Origin of the sequence: Clostridium sp. CF012 (assembly GCF_018861755.1) — a bacterium.
GTDB lineage: Bacteria > Bacillota > Clostridia > Clostridiales > Clostridiaceae > Clostridium_AD.
Map to the genome: position 1 here is coordinate 1 of NZ_JAHLEF010000038.1, position 26546 is coordinate 26546.

Annotated in this window: 28 protein-coding genes; 10 read left to right on the forward strand and 18 right to left on the reverse strand. The window is 30.9% G+C overall.

Annotated elements, in window-relative coordinates; all coding sequences use genetic code 11:
• Positions 1 to 743 precede the first annotated feature (743 nt).
• The gene (locus KPL50_RS27750; RefSeq protein ID WP_309245207.1) at positions 744 to 1211 is read left to right on the forward strand and encodes a GreA/GreB family elongation factor; all 468 of its coding nucleotides are present in this window, start codon (positions 744 to 746) and stop codon (positions 1209 to 1211) included.
• A gap of 124 nt (positions 1212 to 1335) precedes the next feature.
• Here the strand turns inward: KPL50_RS27750 and KPL50_RS22180 are convergent, their stop codons facing one another.
• Positions 1336 to 2670 (reverse strand): VWA domain-containing protein, encoded by a 1335-nt coding sequence (locus tag KPL50_RS22180; protein WP_216300713.1) that lies wholly within the window; start codon positions 2668 to 2670, stop codon positions 1336 to 1338.
• A 107-nt stretch (positions 2671 to 2777) separates the two neighbouring features.
• Positions 2778 to 2978, reverse strand: coding sequence for a cold-shock protein (locus KPL50_RS22185; RefSeq protein ID WP_125004432.1), 201 nt, complete (start codon positions 2976 to 2978; stop codon positions 2778 to 2780).
• A 526-nt stretch (positions 2979 to 3504) separates the two neighbouring features.
• Here KPL50_RS22185 and KPL50_RS22190 point away from each other — a divergent pair.
• The 4 genes from KPL50_RS22190 to KPL50_RS22205 all read left to right on the forward strand — a co-directional run bounded on the left by KPL50_RS22190 (position 3505) and on the right by KPL50_RS22205 (position 7004).
• Entirely contained in the window at positions 3505 to 4638 is a 1134-nt protein-coding gene (locus KPL50_RS22190; protein ID WP_216300714.1) for an aldo/keto reductase, read from the forward strand.
• A gap of 326 nt (positions 4639 to 4964) precedes the next feature.
• Positions 4965 to 5501: an HD domain-containing protein gene (locus tag KPL50_RS22195; RefSeq protein WP_216300715.1), complete on the forward strand. Its 537-nt coding sequence runs from the start codon at positions 4965 to 4967 to the stop codon at positions 5499 to 5501.
• 73 nt (positions 5502 to 5574) lie between these two features.
• Positions 5575 to 6231: a hypothetical protein gene (locus KPL50_RS22200; protein WP_216300716.1), complete on the forward strand. Its 657-nt coding sequence runs from the start codon at positions 5575 to 5577 to the stop codon at positions 6229 to 6231.
• Between the two features lie 179 nt (positions 6232 to 6410).
• Positions 6411 to 7004, forward strand: coding sequence for an HAD family phosphatase (locus KPL50_RS22205; RefSeq protein ID WP_216300717.1), 594 nt, complete (start codon positions 6411 to 6413; stop codon positions 7002 to 7004).
• Positions 7005 to 7109: 105 nt separating this feature from the next.
• Here KPL50_RS22205 and KPL50_RS22210 read toward each other — a convergent pair whose 3' ends face one another.
• Positions 7110 to 7835: a carbonic anhydrase gene (locus KPL50_RS22210; RefSeq protein WP_290443283.1), complete on the reverse strand. Its 726-nt coding sequence runs from the start codon at positions 7833 to 7835 to the stop codon at positions 7110 to 7112.
• A gap of 26 nt (positions 7836 to 7861) precedes the next feature.
• The gene (locus KPL50_RS22215; RefSeq protein WP_216300718.1) at positions 7862 to 8110 is read right to left on the reverse strand and encodes a hypothetical protein; all 249 of its coding nucleotides are present in this window, start codon (positions 8108 to 8110) and stop codon (positions 7862 to 7864) included.
• A gap of 211 nt (positions 8111 to 8321) precedes the next feature.
• Between KPL50_RS22215 and KPL50_RS22220 the strand changes: the two genes are divergently transcribed.
• Positions 8322 to 8504, forward strand: a complete 183-nt coding sequence (locus tag KPL50_RS22220; RefSeq protein ID WP_216300719.1) for a hypothetical protein — start codon at positions 8322 to 8324, stop codon at positions 8502 to 8504.
• Between the two features lie 75 nt (positions 8505 to 8579).
• Here KPL50_RS22220 and KPL50_RS22225 read toward each other — a convergent pair whose 3' ends face one another.
• Positions 8580 to 9689 carry a M20 family metallopeptidase gene (locus KPL50_RS22225; protein ID WP_216300720.1) on the reverse strand — a complete coding sequence of 370 codons (1110 nt, stop codon included), beginning with the start codon at positions 9687 to 9689 and terminating at the stop codon, positions 8580 to 8582.
• A 320-nt stretch (positions 9690 to 10009) separates the two neighbouring features.
• Here KPL50_RS22225 and KPL50_RS27610 point away from each other — a divergent pair, with 320 nt between their 5' ends.
• Positions 10010 to 10132: a hypothetical protein gene (locus tag KPL50_RS27610; protein ID WP_290443284.1), complete on the forward strand. Its 123-nt coding sequence runs from the start codon at positions 10010 to 10012 to the stop codon at positions 10130 to 10132.
• Between the two features lie 293 nt (positions 10133 to 10425).
• Entirely contained in the window at positions 10426 to 10692 is a 267-nt protein-coding gene (locus KPL50_RS22230; RefSeq protein WP_216300721.1) for a hypothetical protein, read from the forward strand.
• Between the two features lie 294 nt (positions 10693 to 10986).
• Here KPL50_RS22230 and KPL50_RS22235 read toward each other — a convergent pair whose 3' ends face one another.
• From KPL50_RS22235 to KPL50_RS22255, 5 genes are all read right to left on the reverse strand, one after another.
• Positions 10987 to 11820: a deoxyribonuclease IV gene (locus KPL50_RS22235; RefSeq protein ID WP_216300722.1), complete on the reverse strand. Its 834-nt coding sequence runs from the start codon at positions 11818 to 11820 to the stop codon at positions 10987 to 10989.
• Positions 11821 to 11941: 121 nt separating this feature from the next.
• Positions 11942 to 12775 (reverse strand): deoxyribonuclease IV, encoded by an 834-nt coding sequence (locus KPL50_RS22240; RefSeq protein WP_216300723.1) that lies wholly within the window; start codon positions 12773 to 12775, stop codon positions 11942 to 11944.
• Positions 12776 to 12777: 2 nt separating this feature from the next.
• Complete coding sequence (locus tag KPL50_RS22245; protein ID WP_216300724.1) at positions 12778 to 14241, reverse strand: glycoside hydrolase family 1 protein; 1464 nt, start codon at positions 14239 to 14241, stop codon at positions 12778 to 12780.
• A 350-nt stretch (positions 14242 to 14591) separates the two neighbouring features.
• Positions 14592 to 14993 carry a DUF6465 family protein gene (locus tag KPL50_RS22250; protein ID WP_216300725.1) on the reverse strand — a complete coding sequence of 134 codons (402 nt, stop codon included), beginning with the start codon at positions 14991 to 14993 and terminating at the stop codon, positions 14592 to 14594.
• 192 nt (positions 14994 to 15185) lie between these two features.
• Positions 15186 to 16262 (reverse strand): Xaa-Pro peptidase family protein, encoded by a 1077-nt coding sequence (locus KPL50_RS22255; RefSeq protein WP_216300726.1) that lies wholly within the window; start codon positions 16260 to 16262, stop codon positions 15186 to 15188.
• 462 nt (positions 16263 to 16724) lie between these two features.
• On the opposite strand from KPL50_RS22255, the gene KPL50_RS22260 reads away from it, so the two are divergent.
• Entirely contained in the window at positions 16725 to 17270 is a 546-nt protein-coding gene (locus tag KPL50_RS22260; RefSeq protein WP_216300727.1) for a helix-turn-helix domain-containing protein, read from the forward strand.
• A 44-nt stretch (positions 17271 to 17314) separates the two neighbouring features.
• Here the strand turns inward: KPL50_RS22260 and KPL50_RS22265 are convergent, their stop codons facing one another.
• Together KPL50_RS22265 and KPL50_RS22270 are read right to left on the reverse strand one after the other, a co-directional pair.
• Positions 17315 to 17755, reverse strand: coding sequence for a DUF6465 family protein (locus KPL50_RS22265; protein WP_216300728.1), 441 nt, complete (start codon positions 17753 to 17755; stop codon positions 17315 to 17317).
• 274 nt (positions 17756 to 18029) lie between these two features.
• Positions 18030 to 18212, reverse strand: a complete 183-nt coding sequence (locus tag KPL50_RS22270; RefSeq protein ID WP_216300729.1) for a hypothetical protein — start codon at positions 18210 to 18212, stop codon at positions 18030 to 18032.
• Positions 18213 to 18631: 419 nt separating this feature from the next.
• On the opposite strand from KPL50_RS22270, the gene KPL50_RS22275 reads away from it, so the two are divergent.
• Entirely contained in the window at positions 18632 to 18868 is a 237-nt protein-coding gene (locus tag KPL50_RS22275) for a ground-like protein (protein ID WP_216300730.1), read from the forward strand.
• A gap of 48 nt (positions 18869 to 18916) precedes the next feature.
• Here KPL50_RS22275 and KPL50_RS22280 read toward each other — a convergent pair whose 3' ends face one another.
• From KPL50_RS22280 to KPL50_RS22305, 6 genes are all read right to left on the reverse strand, one after another.
• Positions 18917 to 20533 carry an ABC-F family ATP-binding cassette domain-containing protein gene (locus KPL50_RS22280; protein ID WP_216300731.1) on the reverse strand — a complete coding sequence of 539 codons (1617 nt, stop codon included), beginning with the start codon at positions 20531 to 20533 and terminating at the stop codon, positions 18917 to 18919.
• 105 nt (positions 20534 to 20638) lie between these two features.
• Complete coding sequence (locus tag KPL50_RS22285; RefSeq protein WP_216300732.1) at positions 20639 to 21856, reverse strand: DEAD/DEAH box helicase; 1218 nt, start codon at positions 21854 to 21856, stop codon at positions 20639 to 20641.
• A gap of 15 nt (positions 21857 to 21871) precedes the next feature.
• Positions 21872 to 24046, reverse strand: a complete 2175-nt coding sequence (gene recQ / locus KPL50_RS22290; RefSeq protein ID WP_216300733.1) for a DNA helicase RecQ — start codon at positions 24044 to 24046, stop codon at positions 21872 to 21874.
• A gap of 271 nt (positions 24047 to 24317) precedes the next feature.
• On the reverse strand, positions 24318 to 24701 hold the full coding sequence (locus KPL50_RS22295) for a response regulator transcription factor (protein WP_216300734.1): 384 nt from the start codon (positions 24699 to 24701) through the stop codon (positions 24318 to 24320).
• A gap of 77 nt (positions 24702 to 24778) precedes the next feature.
• Entirely contained in the window at positions 24779 to 25537 is a 759-nt protein-coding gene (locus tag KPL50_RS22300) for a LytTR family DNA-binding domain-containing protein (RefSeq protein WP_216300735.1), read from the reverse strand.
• Between the two features lie 47 nt (positions 25538 to 25584).
• Positions 25585 to 26223, reverse strand: coding sequence for a sensor histidine kinase (locus KPL50_RS22305; protein ID WP_216300736.1), 639 nt, complete (start codon positions 26221 to 26223; stop codon positions 25585 to 25587).
• Between the last annotated feature and the right edge of the window lie 323 nt (positions 26224 to 26546).

Here is a 26546-nt window from a genome sequence, read left to right on the forward strand (position 1 = left end):
TTTTAGTCTTACGACTAAAATTACTTCTTTATCTAAAGTAATTAACTGGTCTAACGAAATATTATTTCGCTATTTTACCTATTTCTCTGTTTAATTTTCAAAGACCAATTTGTTTTGTCATCAAGTGACGACTTCTACTATATTACTAGGTATTTCTTGTTTTGTCAACTACTTTTTAAAATTATATTCCATTAGAAAACTTATTAAATAGTAATTAACTTTTAGCTTACTGCGCCACTAATTGGTGACTACAAATAATATTCTACCACATATCTAATAACATAATCCGTGTGCACAGATATTCTAACTAGATTACCATCATATTCCTAGTTATAAGTTTAAATAAGTCGATATACCTCATTTCGATACACATGGCTAGTTTTTAATAATAGTTACATACATATTTATCCTAGTATTAGATATATTAGAATATTTCTATAGTGAAAAAACAGTGAGTCCGAACCTCTTCTTACGGATTTATAATTGTGAGGACTTTGTCCAAGTATAAGCTTACCTACATTCTCTGGCGAAACTTTCCAAAAATATCATCTTCATTTTTACAAAATAAAGATATTCCATTGCAATCTTAATAAAATATTAATACCACTTGTTTTACATTTGTTAATAGTCTAAAATTATAAATATTATCAGAAAACTTTTTTTTTCATATAACTGCATCATTCAAACATTATCTAATTAATAACTTGGTAATAATATAATGTAAAATAAAAGAAGGTGACAAAATTAATAATAAACTTACTAAAAAAGATGTTGAAGAACTTCAAAAGGAATTTGATTATCGTAAAGGTCCCTTAACAATGGAAATTGCACGTGAAAAAATGATCGCTGCAGCTCATGGTGATAGAAGTGAAAATGCTGAATATAAAGCTGCTAAATCAAATATGTACGACAACTACAGAAGAATGGGTTATTTAATAAAAATGATTAGAACTGCTGAAGTTATAGATGATGTTATTGTTAATACTAGTGGTGCAAACGTAGGTGATAAATTACTGATAAAATTTGTCGGCACTAATGATATAGAAGAAATTGAACTTGTAACAACATTGCAAGTGGATATAGTAAATGGCAAGTTTAGTATTGAGTCTCCAATAGGCCGAGTGTTATTTGGGAAGACAATTGGAACTATAGTAGAGGTAGAATCTCCTGATGGAAATTATAAGATAGAATTAGCAAGCATAAACAAATAGACTTTTCATGACGAAAGAGATGCTAATTAGACGTTCATTTTAAGCATTTAGTTTTAATTAAAATATATAAATGCAAAAGAACATTCAAGCCAAATAGGATTGAATGTTCTTTATTATTATTCAGTTATAATATTCCTTTTTCCTTTACTTCTTTTAACCACATTGGAAATTCATTTAATAATTTGTTGTATAATTCTTCATCTGAAATCTTGTCTACATCATCAAGTGAAAAAAAGTTTGCATTGTCTACTACTCTTCCTGGCATAATATCAAGTTTTTCAAGAATTCCATAGTTTGCATTACCTATACCTATAAATTGCCAAAATAATGGGTATTTAGTTGATTCAATCATTACTTGTTTTATTTCTTTATTTTTATGTATCCCACCATCACTTATAAATACTACAAAGGCAGGGTATTCACTTTTATTTTCCTCAGTATAGTATTTAATAACATCCTCCATTACTGGTGGCTCATCATTTGCACCAAAAATTTTACCATTGAACAGGCCCTGTTTATGCTTATCTAAAATCTCTCTATTGATATAATCTTCATAGTTACTCTCATTTACTGAAGGGAGCCTATGGAATCTATGATCAAAAATCCACATATCAAGGGTGCCGTCATCATCAAACTTAGCTGCCACCGCTGCAATACGATCAATAACCTTTTGCACTTTACCTTCCTTATAGCAAGAAAACATGGAACGAGAAATATCTATTACTAATGCAACCCTTGCTACAACACCTATAAGCTTTTTCTTTTCTAATACTATTTCTACCTTTTTCTTTAAGATGTTTATTTTTGATAGATTTATTTTGGGCTGAGTCGGAGCACCAAGTTGCTTCTGTTTTTCAGTTGATAATTTCCCATTATTAACTGGCAGATTTTCCTCCTCAACAGAAATTCCAAAGTTTTCACAGAGAGCTCCGAGTCCACCCTTAAACCCACTTCCAATAGCATTGAACTTCCATTCACCCTTATACCTATATATTTCTGCAGCAACTATAGCTGTTTCCACTGAATATGCATCGCTTATATTATAAGAAAGTACCTCTACATTAGTTTCTTCATTAAATATTCGAACTGCTATATCCTTAACCTGTTTGAAACTTTGAGCTTTTTTATCAGAATCATTTATGGTTATTGTAAATGCTATTCTTTCAATTGCATTAGGCATAGTTCTTAAATTTATTTTTATTAGCTCATTACCACCTATACGGGGATTGCTTATATGAGTAACACAATTATCTGCTCCAAAGGGATTGTTGTAAAATATAAAGTCCTCATCCTTTTCTGCTTTACCTGTAGCCCCAAGAAGAAACGCAGCTGCATCAATTTCAAAATCAGTAGGATTTAAATCAACTACCTTCCAATACATCTGTACACGCACTCTCTGAAGTTCAGCGTATGCTTTTGTCATATCTACTTTTTGACCCTTTTTCACTAAAATACTCATTAGTTTACTCCTTTCTTGATTTATTAGGTTATAATCGTGAATTTATAAATAATACAGAAATAAAAAAAAGCCACTAAATAGCTAAGCTATTTAGTGGCTAAAAATTATTATTTTACAATAGTAATATTTTCTGCTTGTGGTCCTTTTGGTCCTTCAACGATGCTGTAAGAAACCTTTTGTCCTTCTTCAAGTGATTTATAACCATCTGAATTTATTTGAGAAAAATGTGCGAAAACATCTACTCCGTCTTCTCCTGTAATAAATCCAAATCCTTTTTCTGAATTAAACCATTTAACTGTACCATTCATAATATGTGTACCTCCGAAATTTTATATTTCTTAAACATTTTGTAATACCACACCTATAAAATTTCGATATAAAAATACTTTATTTAAAGAGTACTAATTAATTGAAATATATCTGTGTTGCTTTATCTACTATTCATTTAAGTTATGGCTTAATAATATCACAATTTATTATATAATGCAAGTTTTACTAATATATTAGCTAAAAAAGTTCTAATCAGTGTCCAATACTAAGCGTACATTAGATACCTAGGGGGATAAAATTCACTATTTTTAAAATAAAATTTATTTTTTTGTGCCATGATCATTGAATATCAGAACATTTTAAGAAATTCTCAATTAGTTAGTACATCAGATATTAGCAATACTTGCGCTTTTAGTATTATAAGACATAATACCATTTTTTTAGGTTATTTAAAATGGCTTTTACTTTAGATAACCAGTATAATTATATATATATTCAAATGTAGCTCTAATTTCAACAAATAATAATTTTATAATTTATTAAGTATAAAGGAGAATGAAGATAATGAAGTATCGAAGTTATGGAAATACAAGAGAAATGGTTTCAACTTTAGGTTTCGGTTGCATGAGATTACCCGAGGTTGAAATAAATGGAAAATGGTATATCGATGAGGAAAAAGCTTTACCTCTACTTTTTAGTGGTTATGCAAGTGGTATAAATTACTTTGATTCAGCACCTTATTACTGCCACAAAAATAGTGAGCATGCAGTGGGAAAAGCTTTGAAAAGTGTGAGAGATCGGGTTAAGCTAACTACGAAACTCCCTTTGGATGATGTTAAAAAACCTTCTGATATGAGAAAATTTCTTGAGAACAGTTTGAAAAACATGGACACACCTTATATAGATTTCTACCATTTTTGGGGAATAAATAAAGGCTCTCTTGATAACATTAAAACCAATAAACTTTTTAATGAGGCACGAAAAGCAAAAGAAGAAGGACTAATAAGACATTTGAGCTTTTCGTTCCATGATGATGCTGAAAACATGATTGATATTATAGATGCCGGAGAGGGAATCTTTGAATCTGTTTTATGCCAATATAATCTTCTTGACAGGGTAAATGAAAAGTCTATTGCCTATGCCAGGAAAAAGGGGCTAGGAGTCGCAGCTATGGGTCCCGTAGCAGGCGGTAGACTTGCCGCACCTACGGAACTTTATAAAAAGCTTACAGGTAAAGAATCGATAGCTACCTATGAGCTTGCTTTAAGGTTTGTCTTGGGAAATGAGGATATAAGTCTTGCTCTATCAGGCATGGAGAATATGGATATGTTAGAGAAAAATCTTGCTATCGCAAATGTTGAGACTTATATGAATAATTCAGAAAGGTACAAAGTTAGTATGGCTATGGAAGAGATTAAGCAGTTTTCTGAATTATATTGCACTGGGTGCAATTACTGTCAGCCATGTCCTAAGAACATAATTATCCCCAAGATATTTAATATGTACACCTACCACAATGTTTATGGCTTAACAGGAGCGGCTAAGAGTGAATTTGAAGACTATAAAAAGAACCCAGAAAAGGGTGCAATGCCAGATACCTGTGTAGATTGTGGTATGTGCGAAGCAAAATGTCCTCAGCACCTTAAAGTTAGAGAAGAGTTAAAAAGAGTAGTTAATATTTTAGAGGATATAAAATAAACCTTATATGGCTAGGGCCAGGTAGATGACAAAAGGTCATCTACCTGGCCCTATATATTAAACTTGCCTATGATCACTATCTCTATTTTTTGGTAACATTTGATTTATTGATTTATTTTTTTTATTTGGAGGAAAATGTAATCGTTTGTAGAAGTATACAGTTATACATAAGTATATTTTGCTTATCTATAATTTATTTTTTTAATTAAAATTAAGGGTAATAAACATATTTAGAAGTTTAATAGACCTATCTCTAAAATAATATATATTTTAAGGTAAAACTAATTAAAGAGTAATTGTTAATTTAGAAGGGAGTTAGATTAGTAATGATTAATAAGGCTATAATGTTTGCAACTATTTCACATAGCAATCAGTGTAGAAAGGGTACGACTATCCCATATATTTTACATCCACTTGAAGCCGGCATTATTGTTTCACAGATAAAGTATGACGAGAATCTTATCTGTGCCGCAATACTTCATGACATTACTGAAGACGTGCATGTTAGTTATGAAACAATTGAAAAGATGTTTGGTAAAAGAATAGCAGACCTTGTCCAGTCACAGAGTGAAGATAAAACAAAGAGTTGGATTGACAGAAAGAAACACACAATAGAATCAATGCGAGATGAAAAAGATGAAGATATAAAGATAATTTGCCTAGGAGATAAGCTCTCAAACATAAGATCCTTATACAATAACTATGAAATAGAAAAAGAAAACCTATGGCAAAGGTTTAACGTTAAGAATAAAAACATGCATGGATGGTATTATAAAGGATTGGCTGAAAGTTTAAGTAGCTTGCATGAGTATAAAGAATATCAAGAATATAAAGAACTTGTTTATAGTGTTTTTTATGAATAAAGGAAATTTTTAATAAATATTGATATTGTTGTTAGAAAATTGTTGTAATTTTTTATAGGAGTGATGAATTATTATGATGAATGAATTTAATGCAATGGATAATGTACTTCAAAATCTCAGTTTGAGATTCATGCCGCTACAAAAATATGATGAGGCTTTAAATATTGGAAATAAAATGCTTTTAAAAGAGCATACTAATATACCTCGGTTACATTCGCTATACCCAAATAGCCCCTTAACATTTAATAATAGATACATTAGAATGAGTACGGCTGATACAATTTTAAAAATAGCCCATGTAACCAGCAGTAAAATCACTCAAGAGGTTCTTGATACCTTACATAATCATATATTTGATAATTGTACGGCATTTAGACTAGCACTTGTGCAATCACTTCTGTGTGTAGGTAATAGCAGCTCAATTCAGCCAGTTCAACAGTTATATAATATAGAAAAAGAATCAACAGCGGTAAGAAACACCTGTGAAATAGTCCTTTATAAAATACTAAACAATAAGTTTTTTTTAGATTGGGGCAACTTTATTTATGTTGGAGATATTAATGAAGAAGCCGCTGATGGAGAAGGCAAAATGTATTATAAACATAATGGACAGGTAATTTACGAGGGCGGTTTTAGAAATAATCATTTTCATGGTTTAGGAATATATTATGATTATAATAAAAACGTACAAAATAAGGGTAGCTTCGTGAATGGTGAATTTGTGAGGTAGTGCTTTTGTCTTCTTATTTCTATATCCTATACATGCATAGGATATAGATTGTTTATAGAGAATCATCTAAAACTAAAATATAATGATTAAATTTTTACTGAATTCATATTCTATTTGTGTTAGTATTTATCTAATAACTGTATTATAAATATAATCAACAACTTATTACGGAGGACAAAATGGTTAAAAATATAATCTTTGACATTGGAAATGTATTACTAGAATTTAAACCACTAGCTTATCTTAAAAGAACTTTCAACGATGATAATATTGAAAAGTTCCTTTACAAAGAAATTTTTCAAAGTGAAGAATGGCTTCACCTAGATAGAGGCACATTAACTCAAGATGAAGCAATAAAAATTATATCTTTAAGAAACCCTAATAATGAAATACATATTAAGAAGTGTATGGATAATTGGATTGAAATATTGACACCTATTGAAGACACCGTAAAAATCCTCAGCCAGCTAAAAGAAAAAGGTTATAAATTATATCTGCTTTCAAACTTTCACTCATTAGCTTTTGAAACTATTTGTTCTAAATATGATTTTTTCAATCATTTTGATGGAGAAATAATATCCTATAAAGAAAACCTCTTAAAGCCAGAAGCTGAAATTTACACTAAACTTTTAGAAACTTATAAGCTAAATGCAGATGAGTGCTTATTTATTGATGATACCTTAGTAAATGTTGAAGCAGCTAATAAACTCGGAATTAAAACAATACATTTCACTAGTGCCACCCACGTGGCAAGTGACATGATTTTATTGTAATATAAGTATTACAATCCAAGTAAAAATTATAACATTGTAAACAACATTGCAAAGAGACAAGCACATTAAATAATGACTTGCCTCTTTGTCTATATATTGAAAGCATTAATTACTAAACCACTGAACCACACCTGATTTTAGCATATATTTAGCCTCTACTATCTTTATGTTACCCTTTTGTAGTTCTTCTTTAATGATTTTTGAATGTTTTATTTCACGACTAGAATTATTAATATTTTCATTGGTCACTTGTTCAACTAGATTTTCACCTTGCAAATTATTAGATTTTACTTTTTTAACAGAAGGTTGTATCTTATCTATTATAGCTCCAATATTTCCATGTTGTTTTTTTCCGCTTTCTTTTACTGCCGCTTCAACAGCACCACAATATTCATGTCCCATTACAACTATAAGAGGAGTCTTTAAATGTTCCACCGCATATTCAACACTTCCGAGTTCTATCTTATCTATTACATTACCCGCTACCCGAACAACAAACAAATCGCCAAGTCCCTGATTAAAAATAAATTCTGGTGGTACTCGAGAATCTGAGCAAGTGATAATTACTGCAAAAGGATGCTGACCACTTATTAATTCTTCCCGCTTTGTACTGCTTATGTTAACTTGCATTAGCGCATTTTTCTGAAACCTTTCATTTCCGTCTTTTAATAGCTTTAAGGAAACCTCTGGCTTTTTTATCTCTTTGTTTTCTTGTGTTTTGGTTTCAATAATAGGAGCACCCGACGCAATGTTACTAATATTTAAACTACTCCCAATACTCATCGCTACTATAAATAAAATAACGGAAATATGTGACAATATTTTTTTCAAAATACAGGCCCCCTTATTTTACATTTTTATATTGCCATTGTGTTTACCTTAATATCTTCAATCTTACTTAAATCTTCTTTTAAAGCAGATATTTCTCCTTCTTCACCACAAAGTTGCAATAGAATTAAACCTCTTTCTGTACATAAATCCTTGGATGTTTCATGTAGTCCTAGTCTCATGCTAATAATGCAACCATGTTTTGTTAAAATTTCTTGTAACTCTGGGGCAAACCTATTTCTTTTTTCTAAGGCTATAGCCATAATTGTAGTATTCATTATAAAAACCTCCTTAATTTTATTTTAAAGAAACTTAATTATTGTACAAATCATCTCCTTTTAAAATTTTGAGGTATCCTTTACTATTTGACTTTTATTGCAATTCTATACCTTTTTTTTTCATTATGTATAGTGATACAATTATGAATGAGATTATATTTATAACAAAATAAAAATAAAGACAACATTGTTAATCATTATGAGGAACCTCATGAAAAATATAGCTATTGGAGCTACTGCAGCAGTGTCAGTTTGGGATGCAGTTGTATTTCACAAAGAATTATTGTATTTAATAATGATCCCAACAGCATCTATAATAATATCACTTTTATTACTAATACTCACAATTAAATATTCAAATTTCAATTTATATTCACGAAACAAAAAAATATGAGGACAAATAAATCTTAAGGTGCCACCCACATGACAAGTGGGTGGCATCTTTGTTAAACATCCTATTTACTTAGTACTACATAGAAATTATAAAATTTGTTATTATATAAATCCCATTTAAAATTGCATCCTCAGAAGCATTAAAGTCTGGAGAATGTAGTGGATGAATTCCCTTCGGCCCCTCTTCTATACCTAGTCTAAAATGTACTGCCGGAACCTTTTCAGCAAAAAACGCGAAATCTTCTGCAGCAAAGGTTTTTATTAGCGGTAAAACCTTCTCTACCCCTATGAGTTTTTTCGTAATCTCAATAAATTTATTAGTTAGTAATTCGTTACTTATTAGTGGAGGATATTGAAAATCATATTCCACTTCCAGCGTACAACCATATTTTTCTGCAGATAACTGCGTATTCTTTAATATATCATCATGTAACTTATTTCTAAGTTCACTATTAAAAGTTCTAACAGTACCTAGAACCTCACATTCTCCTGCTATTACATTATTGACATTGCCACATTGTATAGAAGCAAAAGTGATTATATGTGAATCCAAAGGATTATTTTCTATTCTGGATTGTATGTTCATGCTTTGAATGAATTCTATGGCAGGATATAGGGGGTTTTTACATAAATGAGGCATAGCAGCATGCCCTCCTTTACCTATAAATCGCACATAAAAATTATCAACTGAGGCCATAGATGCACCACTCGCTACTTCAATTGTTCCTACGGGTACATTGGGCCATACATGAAATCCAATCATATATTTAACCCGTGGGTTTTCAAGCACCCCCTCTTTTATCATCGGCATAGCTCCACCTTCTGTTTCTTCACCTGGCTGGAAAATAAACTTTACAGTTTTATCAAAACCCAATTTTTTCAGTATTAGTGCCGTTCCTAAAACAATAGCCATATGATAATCATGGCCACAAGCATGAGAAACACCATTTACAGGTAAAGCATCCATATCCGCTCTAATTGCAATACAGGTACCCCCAGAATTTAAAGTAGCAACCACTCCGGTCTTTGCTACTACTTTTGTATCTATATTTAAATCTTTTAAAAAATCAATAATAATACCTTGAGTCTTCTTCTCCTCAAAGGATAATTCAGCGTTAATATTTAATTTTTTTCTTAAGTCTTTTATAGCATCAATATTTTTTTCTATTAACTCTCTAATGTCCAAACTTCCACCACCTATAAGTATATGAAATGTTATTATTATAAGCTTATACCATAGCTGTTAAAAGTATGCAATAAAAAAATTCAAGGTACCATCCACATGCCAAGTATCATCTTTAAGAAAGCTAATGCAATCATACATAGATAATATCACAATATTTCACCCTAATAGTTATAAATTGTTTACATTATTGACACGTAAATGCAACAATTATCTAGTATTATGTTAATAGATGGTGCTGTTACTAAAAAAGTTGCATCATGTCAGTATTAGATTGAATTTTATATTATAGCCTTTAAGGGCCGAAATGGAGACAGTTTATTATGAAATCTGAATACGAAAATGTGCATGAAATGTCGAGATTATCTTCTATCTTAATTGCTCTGAGTGTTGGTGCTTCTGTTCTATCACTGGTTGGGATTAAAATACTTTTAACAGCTATGTAGCCAAGTGATATATTTAAAATGTTATTAATTAATAACGTTGCAATTACTGTCAGGAATATTCTAGCTAATTACTATAAAGACATATAGGAAAAATCTATAAAAGGAACCTAGTTCCTTGTTGTATCGTTAATGCCTGTTACAGTAATATCATCATTTACTATTGCAGTAAAAGCTGTATATCGTATATGGTGTTTTTTTATTTTCACATAATCTTACCTTGAGTTCCAGAAAATTTTTACTTTGCTAATACATACTGTTTAAGTTATAATTTTATTAATAATGGAGGTGTTTTTATGAACGTTGATTTTTCGAATATTAATCTGAATACCATTATTATGTTTGCATTAGCTATATTACTTGCTTATCTTGGTATTGCGGTATTTAAAATTATTGGAAGGATAATAAGTATTACAATTGGTATATTCCTTTTAACATATGTGCTTCAACAAGTAGGTATTACAATTCCTATTTTAACGGATATTCTAAGTGCGCTTTTACAGCTGCTAAAGCCAATTATTGATATTGGAACGAATTTATCTAATCCTATAATTCTTAAATAGAATCTGTGGTGCCACTCACGTGGCAAGTGGCATCTTTAATTAAGACGAGCCTCCTAAAGTGTAACAAAGCACCTTAGGAGGCTCTTTTTATAACCTTGGTCTTATAGCCACTATCCCTTTAGGGTAGTTGCTGTAAGCCTTGTGTCTATCCCTGATTTTGAATATGCGATAAATGTAAATCAAATGGTAGCAAGTACTATTAGTTTGTTTTCATTAAATAAACAGCCATGAGGGCTCTCTCATAGCTGTTTATTTGTTTTTAAGCATGTTGGAACTTGCCACGTGGGCGACACCTTATTCTACATATGCTTCTCTTAAAAACTTAATTTCCTGCGCATGACCAGATAATTCAATTGGAGTTTCTAAGAAAAATGGTAAGTGACGCAGTTTTGGGTGATTAATGATTTTAACAAACACTTCTTTTCCAATAGAACCTTCACCAATTTCTTCATGGCGATCTTTATGACTTTCAAAGGGATTTTTACTATCATTTAAATGAATTGCATATAGCTTGTCAAGACCAATAATTCTATCAAATTCATGTATTACTCCATCTAAATCATTAACTATATCATACCCAGCATCATAAACATGACAAGTATCAAGACATACCCCCATTTTATCTGAAAGCAAAACTCCATCAAGAATTTGTTTTAATTCTTCAAAACTTCTGCCTACCTCGGTTCCTTTACCTGACATTGTTTCAAGAAGTACTGTGGTAGTTTGTTCTGGTTTTAGTACTGTGTTAAGCACGTTTCTAATATATTCTATGCCCTTCTTGGCACCTTGTTTTACATGATTGCCTGGATGGAAGTTATAAAGATTATTTGGCATATATTCCATTCTTTTTAAATCATCTGCCATAATTTTCAATGCAAATTCTCTTGTACTCTCATCAGCAGAACAAGCATTTAGAGTGTATGGCGCATGTGCTAGCAATATAGCAAATTTGTTTTCTTTTGCTAGTTTTAAAAGTGCTTCTGCATCTTTCGGATCAATTTCTTTTGCTTTACTACCTCTAGGATTGCAGGTGAAAAACTGAAATGTATTAGCCCCTATTTTAAGAGCTTCTTCTCCCATAGCTTTATATCCTTTTGATACTGATAAATGACAACCTATATTTAACATAATTTCTCCTTTGAAAACTCAATATACATAGAAAATTGCACACATTTCATATCTATTTATAGTGAATTATCCACAGTTTAATAACATTAGAACTTGCCACTTGCCACGTGGTGGCACCATACTACTCTATATATGCTTCTCTTAAAATCTTAATTTCCTGGGCATAACCAGGTAATTCATTTGGAGTTTCTAAGAAGAATGGTAAGTGACGTAGTTTTGGGTGATTAATAACTTTAATAATCACTTCTTTTCCAATAGACCCTTCACCAATTTTTTCATGACGGTCCTTATGACTTTCAAAAGGATTTTTGCTATCATTTAAGTGAATTGCATATAGCTTATCAAGACCGATTACTCTATCGAATTCATCTATGACTCCATCTAAATCATTAACTATATCATAACCAGCATCGTAAATGTGACAAGTATCAAGGCATACGCCCATTTTATCAGAAAGAGTGACTCCATCAAGAATTTGTTTTAGTTCTTCGAAAGTTCGGCCTACCTCTGAGCCTTTTCCTGACATTGTTTCAAGAAGTACAGTGGTCGTTTGTTCTGGTTTTAGTACGATGTTCAGCATATTTATAATATATTCAATGCCCACCTCTGCACCTTGTCTTACATGACTACCTGGATGGAAATTATAAAGACTATTCGGTAAATATTCCATTCTTTTTAAATCATCTGTCATAACATTAATTGCAAATTCTCTTGTACCTTCATCAGCAGAACAAGCATTTAGGGTGTATGGTGCATGTGCTAAAATTATAGCAAATTTATTTTCTTTTGCTATTTCTAATAGTGCTTCTACATCTTTTGGATCAATTTCTTTTGCTTTACTACCTCTAGGATTACGGGTGAAAAACTGAAATGTATTTGCTCCTATTTTAAGAGCTTCTTCTCCCATAGCTTTATAGCCTTTTGATACTGATAAATGACAACCTATATTTAACATAATTATTCCTCCAGTAGTGTATTGATAGTATTATCACTATCAATGTTTTGTTTTTTTACTAAACTTGCCCCATTTGTTGAAATTACTTGTTTATACCAATGAAAGCTTTTTTTCCTATATCTGTCTAAAGTACCTGTACCATCATCATTACGGTCTACATATATAAAGCCGTAGCGCTTTCTAAGCTCTGCAGTTGTCGCGCTAACAAGGTCAATACATCCCCAGGAGGTATATCCCATTATCTCTACACCATCTTCTATCGCCTCAGCAACTTGAAGTAAATGATCATTTAGATAATTAATTCTATAATCGTCGATTACTGTTTTATTTCCATTTTCATCTGTTATTAATTCATCCACAGCACCTAAACCATTTTCCACAATAAATAGTGGTTTTTCATAACGGTCATAAAAAAGATTAAGAATGTAACGTAATCCCTGTGGATCAATTTGCCATCCCCACTCTGAAGCTTCTAAATATGGATTTGCAACGCCGGAAATAATGTTTCCCTTGGAAACCTTCTTCTTTTTTGGATCAGCTGTTGCACAAGAACTCATATAATAGCTAAAGGAAATAAAGTCCACTGTATTTTTAAGAATCTCTTTATCCCCCGGTGACTTATGAATTTCAATATTATTTTCTTTAAAATATCTATCCATATATTTGGGATATGCCCCTCTTGCATGAACATCTGCAAAATATAAATTCTCTCTATCCTGCTTCATTGCTTCAATTATATCACTTGGATGAGGAGTTAATGGATAATTTGGTACACCAAGAATCATACATCCAAATTTCGCACCGGGAATCATTTCATGACCAATTTTAACTGCCATTGCACTTGCTACTAATTCATGATGAATTGCCTGATATAAATCTTGCTTTGTTAATTTATCTTTATCTGTGAATATGCCCCCGCTCATATAGGGTGCATTTAACACTGAATTAATTTCATTAAATGTAAGCCAATATTTTACCTTGTCTTTATATCTATCATAAATTGTTCTTACATAATTCTCGAAAAAGCCTATTAACTTGCGGTTTACCCAGCCATCATAGTTCTTAGCAAGAGCAAGCGGAGTTTCATAATGTGAAATTGTAACAAGTGGCTCAATTCCATATTTTAAGCATTCATCGAATAGGTCATCATAAAATTGTAAGCCCTTCTCATTTGGTTTTGCATCATCGCCATTTGGAAATATTCTAGACCATGCAATAGATGTTCTAAATACTTTAAAGCCCATTTCAGCAAATAATTTAATATCCTCTTTATATCTATGATAAAAATCAATACCTATTAATTTCATATTATCTTCTGTAGGCTCCTGCGTAACTCCCCCCATTATACCCTTAGGTGCAATATCTTGTGTTGAGAAACCTTTACCGTCTTCGTTATATGCACCTTCACATTGGTTGGCTGCTACAGCGCCTCCCCATAGAAATCCTTTTGGAAAACTCTTTGTCATTTGCATCCCTCCTTAGTATATCTCACGCCGCATACTCTTAAGAAATCAATTTTACTTAATTAACTATTTACGCTTCAGAATTTTTCATTACTCATTTTGTTTTGTTACTACTTAGTAAATTCGATTTTATTAGGTAGTAATCCTGCTTATCAATGATTAAACACCTCAAGTTTAAATTTGTCAAATGTATTATCAATAATTAGTGTATCCGAAACTTATATATTAATATGTATAAGAGCCCCCATAAAAATTAAATTTCTGGAAGCTCTTTAATCTGCTGACCTAATAAAAACATTCTAATAAAATAAAAAAGAAGGCCATAAGCCTTTTTTAATTTTTGTAGAATTATGTTAAGATAATTTCACGTCTATGTTAATTTCTCCATTCACCAAACAATAAGCTGTATTTTCTTCAACCTTTAGATATATATCTATGGTTTTAATTTCAGAAAGTTTATGAGATTTCAACCATTCATCATAAATCTTTTCTTGTACTAATTGCTTGCTAACCTCTTTTCCTTGGTATTGAACATAGAAAGCAACATCAGTTTTCTTAGTAATCGTCTTCTTAGCTACTGTTTTTTTTGCAGTAGTGCTTGCTATAGTAGCCGTTCTAGTAGCTTTTGATTTAACACCTTTAACAATATCTTTCAATGCATTTATAGTCTTTCCCACATTTTCTTTTGTAATTGCCGTTTCTTCTGTTGAGCTTATAGCTTGTTTAGGCAAAATTAAAGTATTATCTTTTTCCATATACTTTACCCCCATTTATAAATATTTTAAATGTTTTTACTATATTCTATATTTTCCCTTAAATACCTTTTTAATCCTATACACATTGTAGCACATAGTTCACATTACCTCAATATAAAATTAATGTTATAAAAAAAGGTGGGAGTCTCACTTTATATGAGCCTCCCACCTTTTTTAAATGGTATTTTTATACTATTCTACAATAATTAAGTCTTTTGAATAATGATTTAGTACTTCACAACCATCCAGCGTCACTATTACTAAATCTTCTATACGTACGCCTACATCACCTGGTATATAAATCCCTGGTTCTATTGAAAAGCACATCCCTACTTCCACTTTGTCAGTATTAGCAGAAGAAACATCTCCAAACTCATGGTCTTGAAGTCCTATAGAATGTCCTAACCTATGAGTGAAGTATTTTCCATACCCTTTTTCTGTAATATAATCTCTTGCCGCAGCATCAATGTCGCAGAATCTAACTCCTGGTTTAACTTTCTCGATTCCTCTTTTGTTAGCTTCTCTGACTATGTCATAAACTTCTCTACTGTGGTCTGATACACTTTTGTAGAAAACAGTTCTTGTCATATCTGAACAATATGAGTCTTTAATACAGCCAATATCAATAACTACACTATCGCCTGCTTTAACCTTTGAGTTGTCCATCTCATGATGAGGATCCGCTGAATTAGCACCATAACCTACTATTGGGTCAAAAGAATGCCCTTCCGCTCCAAGCTCCTCCCACATATCACCAAGCATTTTGCCCATTTTCTTTTCAGTATATTTTTTAGAAACAAGTTTAATCATCTTTTCAACGGCAATATCATTAAGCTTTGATGATGCTCTCAAAAATTCTTTTTCTTTTTCATCCTTTAAGCTTCTTACTTTATCAATAATTTTAGAACCATTAACAAAAGCGCTACCGCCCTTTAACTCCATTAATCTTAATAAGAAATGAGCAGGCCAGTCTTTATCTATACCCATTGGCAAATCTTTATCAATATGTCTTGAAAGAATATCTATTGGTTTGTCAGTATCGCTATACCATATTTTTTCTACGCCTAAATCTTCACTTATAGGGAATAGCTCATTAACAAATAATTTGTTGTTTCCATTTGTATTGAGATAAAGTACCAGCATTCTCTCTCCAGCTAGTATCCACTTGCCCGTAAGATAGAAAATAGCATTTGAATCAGAAACTATCATTTGAGGTATTTTTTTATCCCCCATAATTTTCAAAACTTTGTTAAGTCTTTCCTGTATCATTAAAAATCCCTCCTAAAATATTATGATTGTATTTTCTTTCAAAGTAAGCATTACAGATGCTACTGATAGACCTATACTAACTATTACTACAACTAATACCATATAAGCAATTCTAATAGTCAGTATATTGTGTTATTTGTAATACATTATATCATAAAAGATAATAATATACATAACTTTTTAAGTATAACAGTAATTTTTTTAAGTAATACAAACACACATTTAAATATTACATTAATTATTTAAATAGAACAATATTTTTTATTAATGCCATAATTATTTTAGTATTATAATAATTATGGTCTATGTTATAATAAATAGGTACTATTTTATATTGAAGAATTTTTTTAGTATGGTACTATAATAAATAATAGCTAAGCTCACCTTTTGTAAAACAATAAAAAACTTTTAAATAATATATTATTGTCTATCGTAATAAACAGTTAAGTTTGGGGGAAAATAATGATAGCTGAAATATCAGGAAAAATTCGTAATTTAAGAAAAGAAAAGGACTTAACCTTAAAAGATTTGAGCATGAAGACTGGCCTTTCAGTAAGCTTTCTATCTCAGGTAGAAAATGGCTACTCTTCACTTGCAATAACTTCACTAAAAAAAATTGCAGAATCATTAAATGTTCCAATGAACTATTTCTTCAAGCCTCCTGAAATACACAACTTTTTAGTTAAGGCTGAAGAAGAAAAAGTGTTTACAATAGAAGGATCAAATTCAGAATTTGTTAGAATTAGCGGAGATTTTACTGGAAGAAGAATAGAATCTCTAATAATCATTATTCCTCCTGAGAAAATGCATGGAAACATATCTAGTCATCCCGGTGAAGAGTTTGTTTATGTACTTGAAGGAGCATTAATTGTAAATCTTTCTGGAACCGATTATTTAGTAAAGGCAGGCGATTCAATACAATATCCTTCAACTACCGATCATTCATGGGTAAACCCACTTAATCAAAAGACAAAATTGCTTAGTATCACTACTCCATTAATCTTCTAATAGCATAAAAAAAGAAGGCCGTTAGCCTTCTTTTTTAGATTAAATTAAGATAATTTCAATTCAATTTTGATTTCTCCATTTACCAAACAATAAGCAGTATCATCTTCAACTTTTAGATATACATCTAAAGTCTTAAGTTCTGAAAGTTTATTAGATTTAACCCACTCATCATGAATTTTTTCTAGTATTGCATGTTTGCTAATCTCTTTGCCCTGATACTGAACGTAGAATGCAACATCCACTTTCTTTGCTCTTGTTTTTTTTGCAGCAGTTGTTGCAGCGGTCGCCACCTTAGTAGCCTTTGATTTAACATTTTTAGCTGTATCCTTCACCGCATTAATAGTTTTTTCCACATTTTCTTTTTTGACAACATCCGAAGCCAATTTTATTGCTGCTTCTGCTTTTTCTTCCGTAGACTTTATAACTTTTTCTGCTGTTGACTTTACAGCCTCTTTAGCAGATGTTAAATTACTATCTTTTTTCATATCCTTTACCTCCGTTTATTAATAATTTTTTTTAGTTTGTTATTATATTCTATACATTTTAAAAAAATCCTTTTTTTGTAGAAATAAAATAAATATAATACTTATTTTGAATAATCTACTACGTATAATTGCATTCTACAAACATTATAACATTAATTTACAATAAGTGGATGTAATTCCAATAATAATGAACAATACTAAGAAAATAAAATCCTAAAAATTTCACTTTTTATAAATAACTTCTTCTCTTATTTATTCCATTCGAAAATCATTGCTAAACATTATCCTCTCTACCTTCTACTTTGCTTAGAATAATATCTATCTTCTTCTCCATCCTTTTGTTTCTATTAATAAAATTTTTAAAAACGCCTATTGCTTTATATATCATTATTATAATTGCAAATATTATAGCAAAATTAATAACTGCAGCAATAATATTAAAATAGTTAATTCCCATGCAAATCCTCCTTTATGGATAATTTTCCATAATAATTCACATTTTCTTTTTTCTCAATTATATCATAATATATTAAATTCATGTATAATATAACTATTTATTACTAACATACCCAAATATTAAAAAGCACATGGAATTCCATGTGCTTTTTAATGTTTGGGTATAATTCTACATGCAGACCTTCTTGGATATAAACTTGCCACTTGCCACGTGGGTGGCACCCTTTATTTCATTCACACTTGGTAAAATTCAGAATATATTAAAGTACCAGCTATAACTTCTTTTATTTGACGATTTTTAAAAATGAAGTACATCACTTAGTAGATTTTAACACTTTTACTTAGGCACAGGATAATAAATAACAAGATAATAGCCTGTTATTTATTGAATGTACCTTAATAAATAAGGAGGTTATTTATATGAGTCATAGACATAATAACTGCTGTTGTAATAATAAATGTTGCTGTAAGCCTGCTTGCAACTGTGGAAATAGTTGCGGTAATAACTGTGGAAACGGCTGTGGAGGCGGTTTTGGAAATGGATGCGGCGGCGGAAGTGGCATCTGGTTAGTTCTTTTACTTTTGGGATGTGGTGGCATTGGTGGTCGAGGCGGCGGTTGCGGTTGCGGTGGCGGCTTTGGTGGCTTTGGTCTATAGTTGATTTAAAAAGCACTTCTAATAGAATTCTATTAGAAGTGCTTCTCTTTATTTGTACATAAGTTCTAATTCTTTTTGAACATCTTCGCTTTCTTGGAATTCCTCATAAGACATTTGTTTATCCATTATACCCTTAGGTGTAATTTCTATTATTCTATTCGCTACTGTTTCAACTAGCTGATAGTCATGTGACGTAAACAAAATCGTCCCAGTAAAGCTAGTTAACCCGTTATTTATAGCAGTAATAGATTCTAAGTCTAAATGGTTAGTAGGCTCGTCTAATATTAATACATTAGCATTACTAAGCATCATTTTAGAAAGCATGCATCTAACCTTTTCTCCACCAGACAAGACACTAGATTGTTTAAGGGCTTCTTCTCCTGAAAAAAGCATTCTGCCTAAAAAGCCTCTAATAAAGCTCTCTGCTTTTTCCTCTGAAAATTGTCTAAGCCAATCTACTAAGCTACAATCTACAGCATTAAAATACTCTGAGTTATCCTTTGGTAAATAAGCTTGAGAGGTAGTAACTCCCCATTTAAATTCACCACTATCTGGCTCCATTTCACCCATTAATATCTTAAATAGTGTAGTTTTAGCTATTTCATCAGCGCCTGTAAATGCAATCTTATCTCCCTTGTTAACTATAAAAGACAAATTATCAAGAAGTGTTACTCCATCTACAATTTTAGTTAGATTTTCGACTACTAATAAATCATTTCCAGCTTCTCTTTCTGGTTTAAACCCAACAAAAGGATATTTACGTGAAGAAGGTTTTATATCATCTAAAGTCAATTTATCTAATTGTTTTTTACGAGAAGTAGCCTGTTTTGCTTTAGAAGCATTAGAACTAAATCTAGCAATAAAGTTTTGAAGTTCTGCAATTTTTTCTTCTTTTTTCTTATTTGAATCTTTAGCCATTTGAAGAGCCAACTGACTAGACTCATACCAAAAATCATAATTTCCAACAAATAGTTGAATTTTACTAAAGTCTATATCTGCAACATGAGTACATATTTTATTTAAAAAATGTCTATCATGAGAAACAACTATAACAGTGCTGTCAAAATTCAGTAAGAAGTTTTCAAGCCACTTTTTAGATTTTGCATCTAAATTGTTTGTAGGCTCATCCAGTAATAAAATATCTGGCTTACCAAATAGTGTTTGAGCAAGCAATACCTTCACCTTTTCTGATCCTGTTAGTTCCTTCATTTTTTTGTCTTGAAGATCTTCAGTTATGCCAAGTCCCATTAAAAGAGTTGAAGCTTCTGATTCCGCTTCCCATCCATTAAGTTCTGCAAATTCACCTTCTAGTTCTGCAGCTCTAATTCCATCTTCATCAGTAAAATCTGGTTTTGCATATAGGTCATCTTTTTCTTTCATTATTTCAAAAAGTCTTACATGTCCCATCATTACAGTTTTAATAACTTCATGTTCATCAAATTCAAAATGATCCTGCTTTAAAACTGCTAATCTTTCTCTTGGTGGAATGATAACTTCCCCAGTATTAGGTTCAATTTCACCTGATAATATTTTTAGAAAAGTTGATTTACCGGAACCGTTAGCACCAATTAATCCATAACAATTACCTGGTATAAATTTTATATTAACATTATCAAATAATTTACGTGCACCATATCTTAAACTTACATTGTTTGTACTAATCATATCTTTATAAATACCTCCATACATTAAGTAATTCCATTATAGTCGAAACTACCAAGCCATTATACCACATGCAAGGATAGTAGGCTAATGAAATTTATTCCTAACTTATTTATTTTTATTGAATTTATTAGCGTTGGATATTTGATTTTGGATCCTTTCTGCGCGTTTAGCTTTAGGCGCATCCTTTGGATCAATAATTCTTCCCATGTAGATATCCTTTTGCAGAATTTCAATATTAAAATCTTTTTCATAGGTTTTAATAAGATCAAGCTCTCTCTCTTCTGCTATAGATAGTGCTAGGCCATTTTTACCCATTCTTGCGGTTCTACCCACTCTATGTAAATAATCCTTAGAGTTCTCTGGTATATCAAGGTTAAATATATGTGTTACTCCTTGTATATCAAGCCCTCTAGCTGCTAAATCAGAAGCCACCAAAAGTTGAATTTTCCCTGCATTGAAGTCCTCAATGGCTTTTTTTCTATTTTCTTTTTCAGAGGTTCCGTGAATTCCTTCTACTTTTAATCCATGATAGCTAAGCTTTGAAGTTGTAATTTCTACCTCATCGCTTTTGTTTATAAATATTATTGCCTTTTCAGGGTTTGTGGCACTTATAAGTTTCCTTAAAAGAATCAATTTTTCTCTCTTTTCAACTAGGAAATACATATGCTCTATGTTAGGGTTTACAACGCTTTTATCCCCTACTTTAATAACCTCTGCATCCTTCATCAATGTTTTAGCAATTTCTACTGCTTTAGGTGACACCGTTGCTGAAAATAACATGATTTGTCTATCTCTAAGGGTAGTTTTTATTATAGCCTTTACACCCTCTATGTTATTTTCATCTATCATTCTATCGCCTTCATCTATTACAATAGTTTTAACGAAGTGTGATTTTAGTTTCTTCATTGTTATAAGTTCTAAAATTCTTCCTGCAGATCCAACTATTATATGCGGTTTTTCCTTAAGTGACTCTAGCTGCCTTTTGATGTTAACATTTCCTATTATACTAGTAGATTTTATTAAACTATTTGAGTTTTCCGATAGAAGTTCTATCTGCTTATGTATTTGCATTGCAAGTTCATGAGTAGGCGCAAGTATAATTGCTTGAATATCCTTTGATGTTATGTCTATCTTTTGAAATATAGGCAAAAGGTACGCTAGTGTTTTACCCGTGCCCGTTTCTGATTCTCCTATGATATCTTTGTTTTCAAGTCCTAAGGGAATAGCCTTTTCTTGAATTTCTGTAGGGCTTTCAATTCCTTGTTTTTTTAAACCTCCTATAAGACTTTCTTGTAATCCTAATTCCGTAAATGTTTTTTCCATATTTTCTCCTTTTTTCTAAGAAATTTTATTGTTTGCATGCTTAAATATAGCTGCTTTTATAGCTAAATAATCTACTTCCTTTGGCAGAGCGTCTTTAATAGGTTTTAACTTTGAAGCTCCAATTTTTTCTATGACCTCTATAATAAGTGCTTCATGATTTTCCGGAATAAAATCATCTAAATTCACTTCAAAACCCTCATAAGCACATTTTAATATATGATCTTGTACTGTAAGACTTTTCAATTGCCTCTCTAAAATTATCTCATTTATGCTTTTACCCTCTTTATACATATTATAAGTAATAAGATAGCTAGGCACCTTATCATCATTTTCACTTTTCTGTTCTACCTCGAATTCATTTAAAGCCGGGCTATCACCCTCTTCATTATATAGTATTTCTTCCTTGAATTCTATATTATTTTCATTCATATATTTTTTTATAACTGCAATAAATTCCTCGCCATATTTATTAAGCTTAGATTCACCTACCCCTTTGATATTAAGCATCTCACTCTTATTTACTGGGAAATATTCGCTCATTTCTCTTAGGGCACTATCTGCAAAAACAATATATGGTGGAACTTTTTCTCTCTCTGAAATTTCTTTTCGAAGTGAACGCAATATTTCAAATAAGCCAGTATCTCGAGCTACCTTAGCTTTTTTCTTCTCAACCTTCTGATAGACTTTTTCTTGATTTTTGAGTACTGCCACAGCCTTATCTTTTAGATGAACCACTGGAAATTGACCATCTGCAAGGGACAAATAGTCTTCTGCCGTAAGCACATTTATAAGATCTCTTATCTCTTTAACAGTATATTGCTTTATTATTCCATAAGTAGATAGCTTGTCAAATCCCAGCTCCAAAACTTTTTTATTCTTAGAACCACGGAGCACCTCTGCAATTAATGTGGTACCAAACCTCTCCTTCATCCTAAAGATACAAGAAAATATTTTTTGAGCCTCAATTGTTATATCTACCAGTTCACTTTCATCATTGCAGGTACTGCAATTACCACAAATATCTCTAACATTTTCTTCCCCAAAATATTCTAAAATAAACTGTCTAAGGCATCTACTGGTGTGCGAATAATCCACCATGGCTTGAAGTTTCTTATATTCACTTATTTTTCTTTCAGGTGATACAACACTTTGTTCTATAAAAAACTTTTGAAGAAGTACATCTGCAGCCGAAAACAATAATATGCATTCACTTGGTTCTCCATCACGGCCTCCACGCCCTGCCTCTTGATAATAAGCCTCCATGCTTTTCGTTAAATTATAATGGATTACATATCGAACATTTGATTTATCGATTCCCATTCCAAAAGCATTTGTAGCTATAATAATGTTTATATCATCATACAAAAACTTTTCTTGATTTTGTTTCCGATCTGCATCTCCTAGCCCCGCATGATATTTACCAACATTATATCCCTTTTTATTCAAAAGTTCATAAAGATTATCTGTTTCTTTTCTTGTAGCAGTGTATATTATACCTACTTTGTCTTTGTTATCTTCAATATATTTAAATACAAAATCTCTTTTGTTTTCTCCACGAATAACAGTAAAGCTTAAATTCTCTCTATTAAAACCAGTTACATAAACATCTGGCTGTCTAAGTTCTAATAATTTTATAACGTCTTTTCTTACCGCCTCTGTTGCTGTGGCAGTAAAAGCTGCTATAATTGGTCTTACAGAAAGTTTTTTTATCAAACTAGAAATTGCTGAATAACTAGGCCTGAAATCATGTCCCCATTGAGATACACAATGAGCTTCATCCACTGCTAAAAGCGATATTGTTAATCTATTTAACATACTGCAAAAGAATTCTGATTCTAGCCTTTCAGGGGCAACGTAAAGAAGTTTAAATTCTCCTCTGGAAGTCTTATCAATTCTTTCATTAACTTCATTAATACTGAGTGAGCTATTTATATATGTAGCCGCTATACCTACACTATTTAAGGTATCTACTTGATCCTTCATAAGAGATATAAGTGGTGATACTACAAGAGTTACTCCTGGTAGGAGTAGTGCCGGTATCTGATAGCAAACTGATTTACCTGCACCTGTAGGCATTACAGCAAAAGTATCCTTCCCACTTATGATACTTTCAATTACACTTTCTTGTCCTTTTCTAAAACTATCATATCCATAATACTTCTTTAATTTTTCTTGTGCCTTCAGTAACATATAATCCTACCTCTCATCCGTAATAATTTCTTATAATAGTATAACATTGTTTTTAAAACTTTGTACCACTATGGTGGCAAACTTTGCATTTGTTGTAAACAAAAAAACTATTCATAATTATTTTCGCCAATTTTATATTTTTAAAACATAGCTAGCATTGAATTTTTATCCTTTAATGCACACGAAAATAATATAACCCAATAAAAAAGACTTATTCTTTCATTTTCACATTGCGAAAATGAAAGAATAAATCTAAAAATCTATAGTGATTCTAATTAAGTTTTAATCCCAATACCTTTTCAGCTATAGCTAAAACTTCATCAAAATAAAAAGGCTTAGTAAGGTATTTATCACATAACACGTCTTTACCTCTATTTTTATCTTCTGTTTGTCCCTTTGCAGTTAGGAGGACTATATAGGTATGGAGTAGCTTTAATTCCTTTTTCACTATATAACATACCTCATAACCATTTATTTCAGGCATCATAATATCTAAAAATACCAAATTTGGTCTCTCACTTAGTATTATACCAAGTGCTTGCCTTCCATCTTCCGCAAGAAGTATTTCTACTCCTTGTTCTTTAAATTCTTCAAGTATTTCCTCTAATAATAATCTATTATTAACTTCATCATCTACTATTAGTATCTTTTTCATTTATCTCTCACTACCTTTATTCATGATAATAATTATAAAAATCAAAAAATTAACTATACATTACATATCAATTAACTTTACATATCAATTAACTTTTTAAAATCCTTAACGTAGTGTCTACTTACAGGCACTTCTTCTTTCCATCCTTCTATTTTCAAGACAAAGGTACTATTAAACCAAGGCACTATTTTATGAATTTTGTCTAAATTAACTAAATAACTTTTATGACTCCTGAAGAAATTATGATTGCTCAATTTATTTCCTAATTGATTTAAAGTATATTGTGTTGTAAAATTCGTATCCTTAGTTAAAACAAGCACTTCTTTATTTAACACCGTACAATATAATATATCTTGTGGATGCACAAGATATATGCATTCATCCTTCCAAAGCGGTATCTTTTTCATCCCTTTAATTTCTTGTTTTTCAGGAATTATATTATTATAGCTACATTCAGGTATATTTTCATCACAATTATATCGGTCATTTATTTTTTCCATGGTAATCTGTAGCCTTTTCTCAGAAAATGGTTTTAAAACATAATCAACAGCATTAATTTCAAAAGCTTTTACGGCATACTTATCAAATACTGTTGCAAATACAATACTCACTGGAAAATCCATATTACATATTTCTTCAGCTAAGGTAAACCCATCAATCTCTGGCATCTCTATGTCGAGAAACACAATTTCCGGTTTAGATTTTTTTATAAATTCTAAAGCAGTTAATGGGTCCACGTACTTACCTATAATTTCTATCTCATTGTTTTTACTTAAAATAAAACTTAGTTCCTCTAAGGACAATTTTTCATCATCTACTAAAACTACTCTTAACATATAAACCCCACCCACATTTAAATTTCATTAAAATAATAAAAGTAAAGCTATTCATATTTTATATTTTCTATTGGTATATATATTGTTATGTAGGTACCAATGTTTAATTTACTAACTACTTCTAATTTTGCATTATACAAATTTTTATATTGAGAATTTAAAGTTGAAATTGAGCCTCTATTTTCATCCTTAAATAAGCCTCTTATTTGCGTATCATCCATACCAACACCATCATCACTAATTTTTATTATTATTTTTTCACTGTCACGCATAACCATAAAAATTATTGTTCCTCCATGATTTTTCTTTAAAATTCCATGGTTAATTGCATTTTCTATTATACCGTATAGTGAATTTTTAGGGATTAAAAAATTTACATCTCCTTGGATATCACACACAATTTTTAATCTGTGACCAAACCTTACCTTTTGAATATATAAGTAAGATTTTATACACTCTATTTCCTCATGCAAAAAAACGATTCCATCAGTTACATCAAAATTAAATCTTAGATAGCTACTAAGCTCTAAAACAACTTTCCTAGCTTCTTCAGAATTTTCCCTACACAAGGATAGTATGCTATTTAATGTATTAAACAAGAAATGTTGATTTATGGAAGGTAGCATTTGTTTAGGGTCCTTATCGATTTGAATATTGCTTATGCTATTTAATTTAATTTTTTTCATGTACTCTCACCCATTTTTTCTCCTTATTGCTATTTATGCTACACATTATTATGCATATTACGTATTCCATGATCTGTGCAGTTTTAAGATATCTTGTTTTTATATCTTGTTTTTATATCTAGTAAGTATATCGATAAATTTTGTAAATACCTTAGGAAAAAAATTATATATTCTACCAATACATTTCTCACCGCTAAATTTTCTTAAAAAAACTTGAAGATTGTTTTAAATTCATGTGAATTATAATCTTTATTAATTAACTCCTTTACATTTTCTTATTATTAATTTACTATTAATTAAGAGAATTCTATTAATAGATGAAT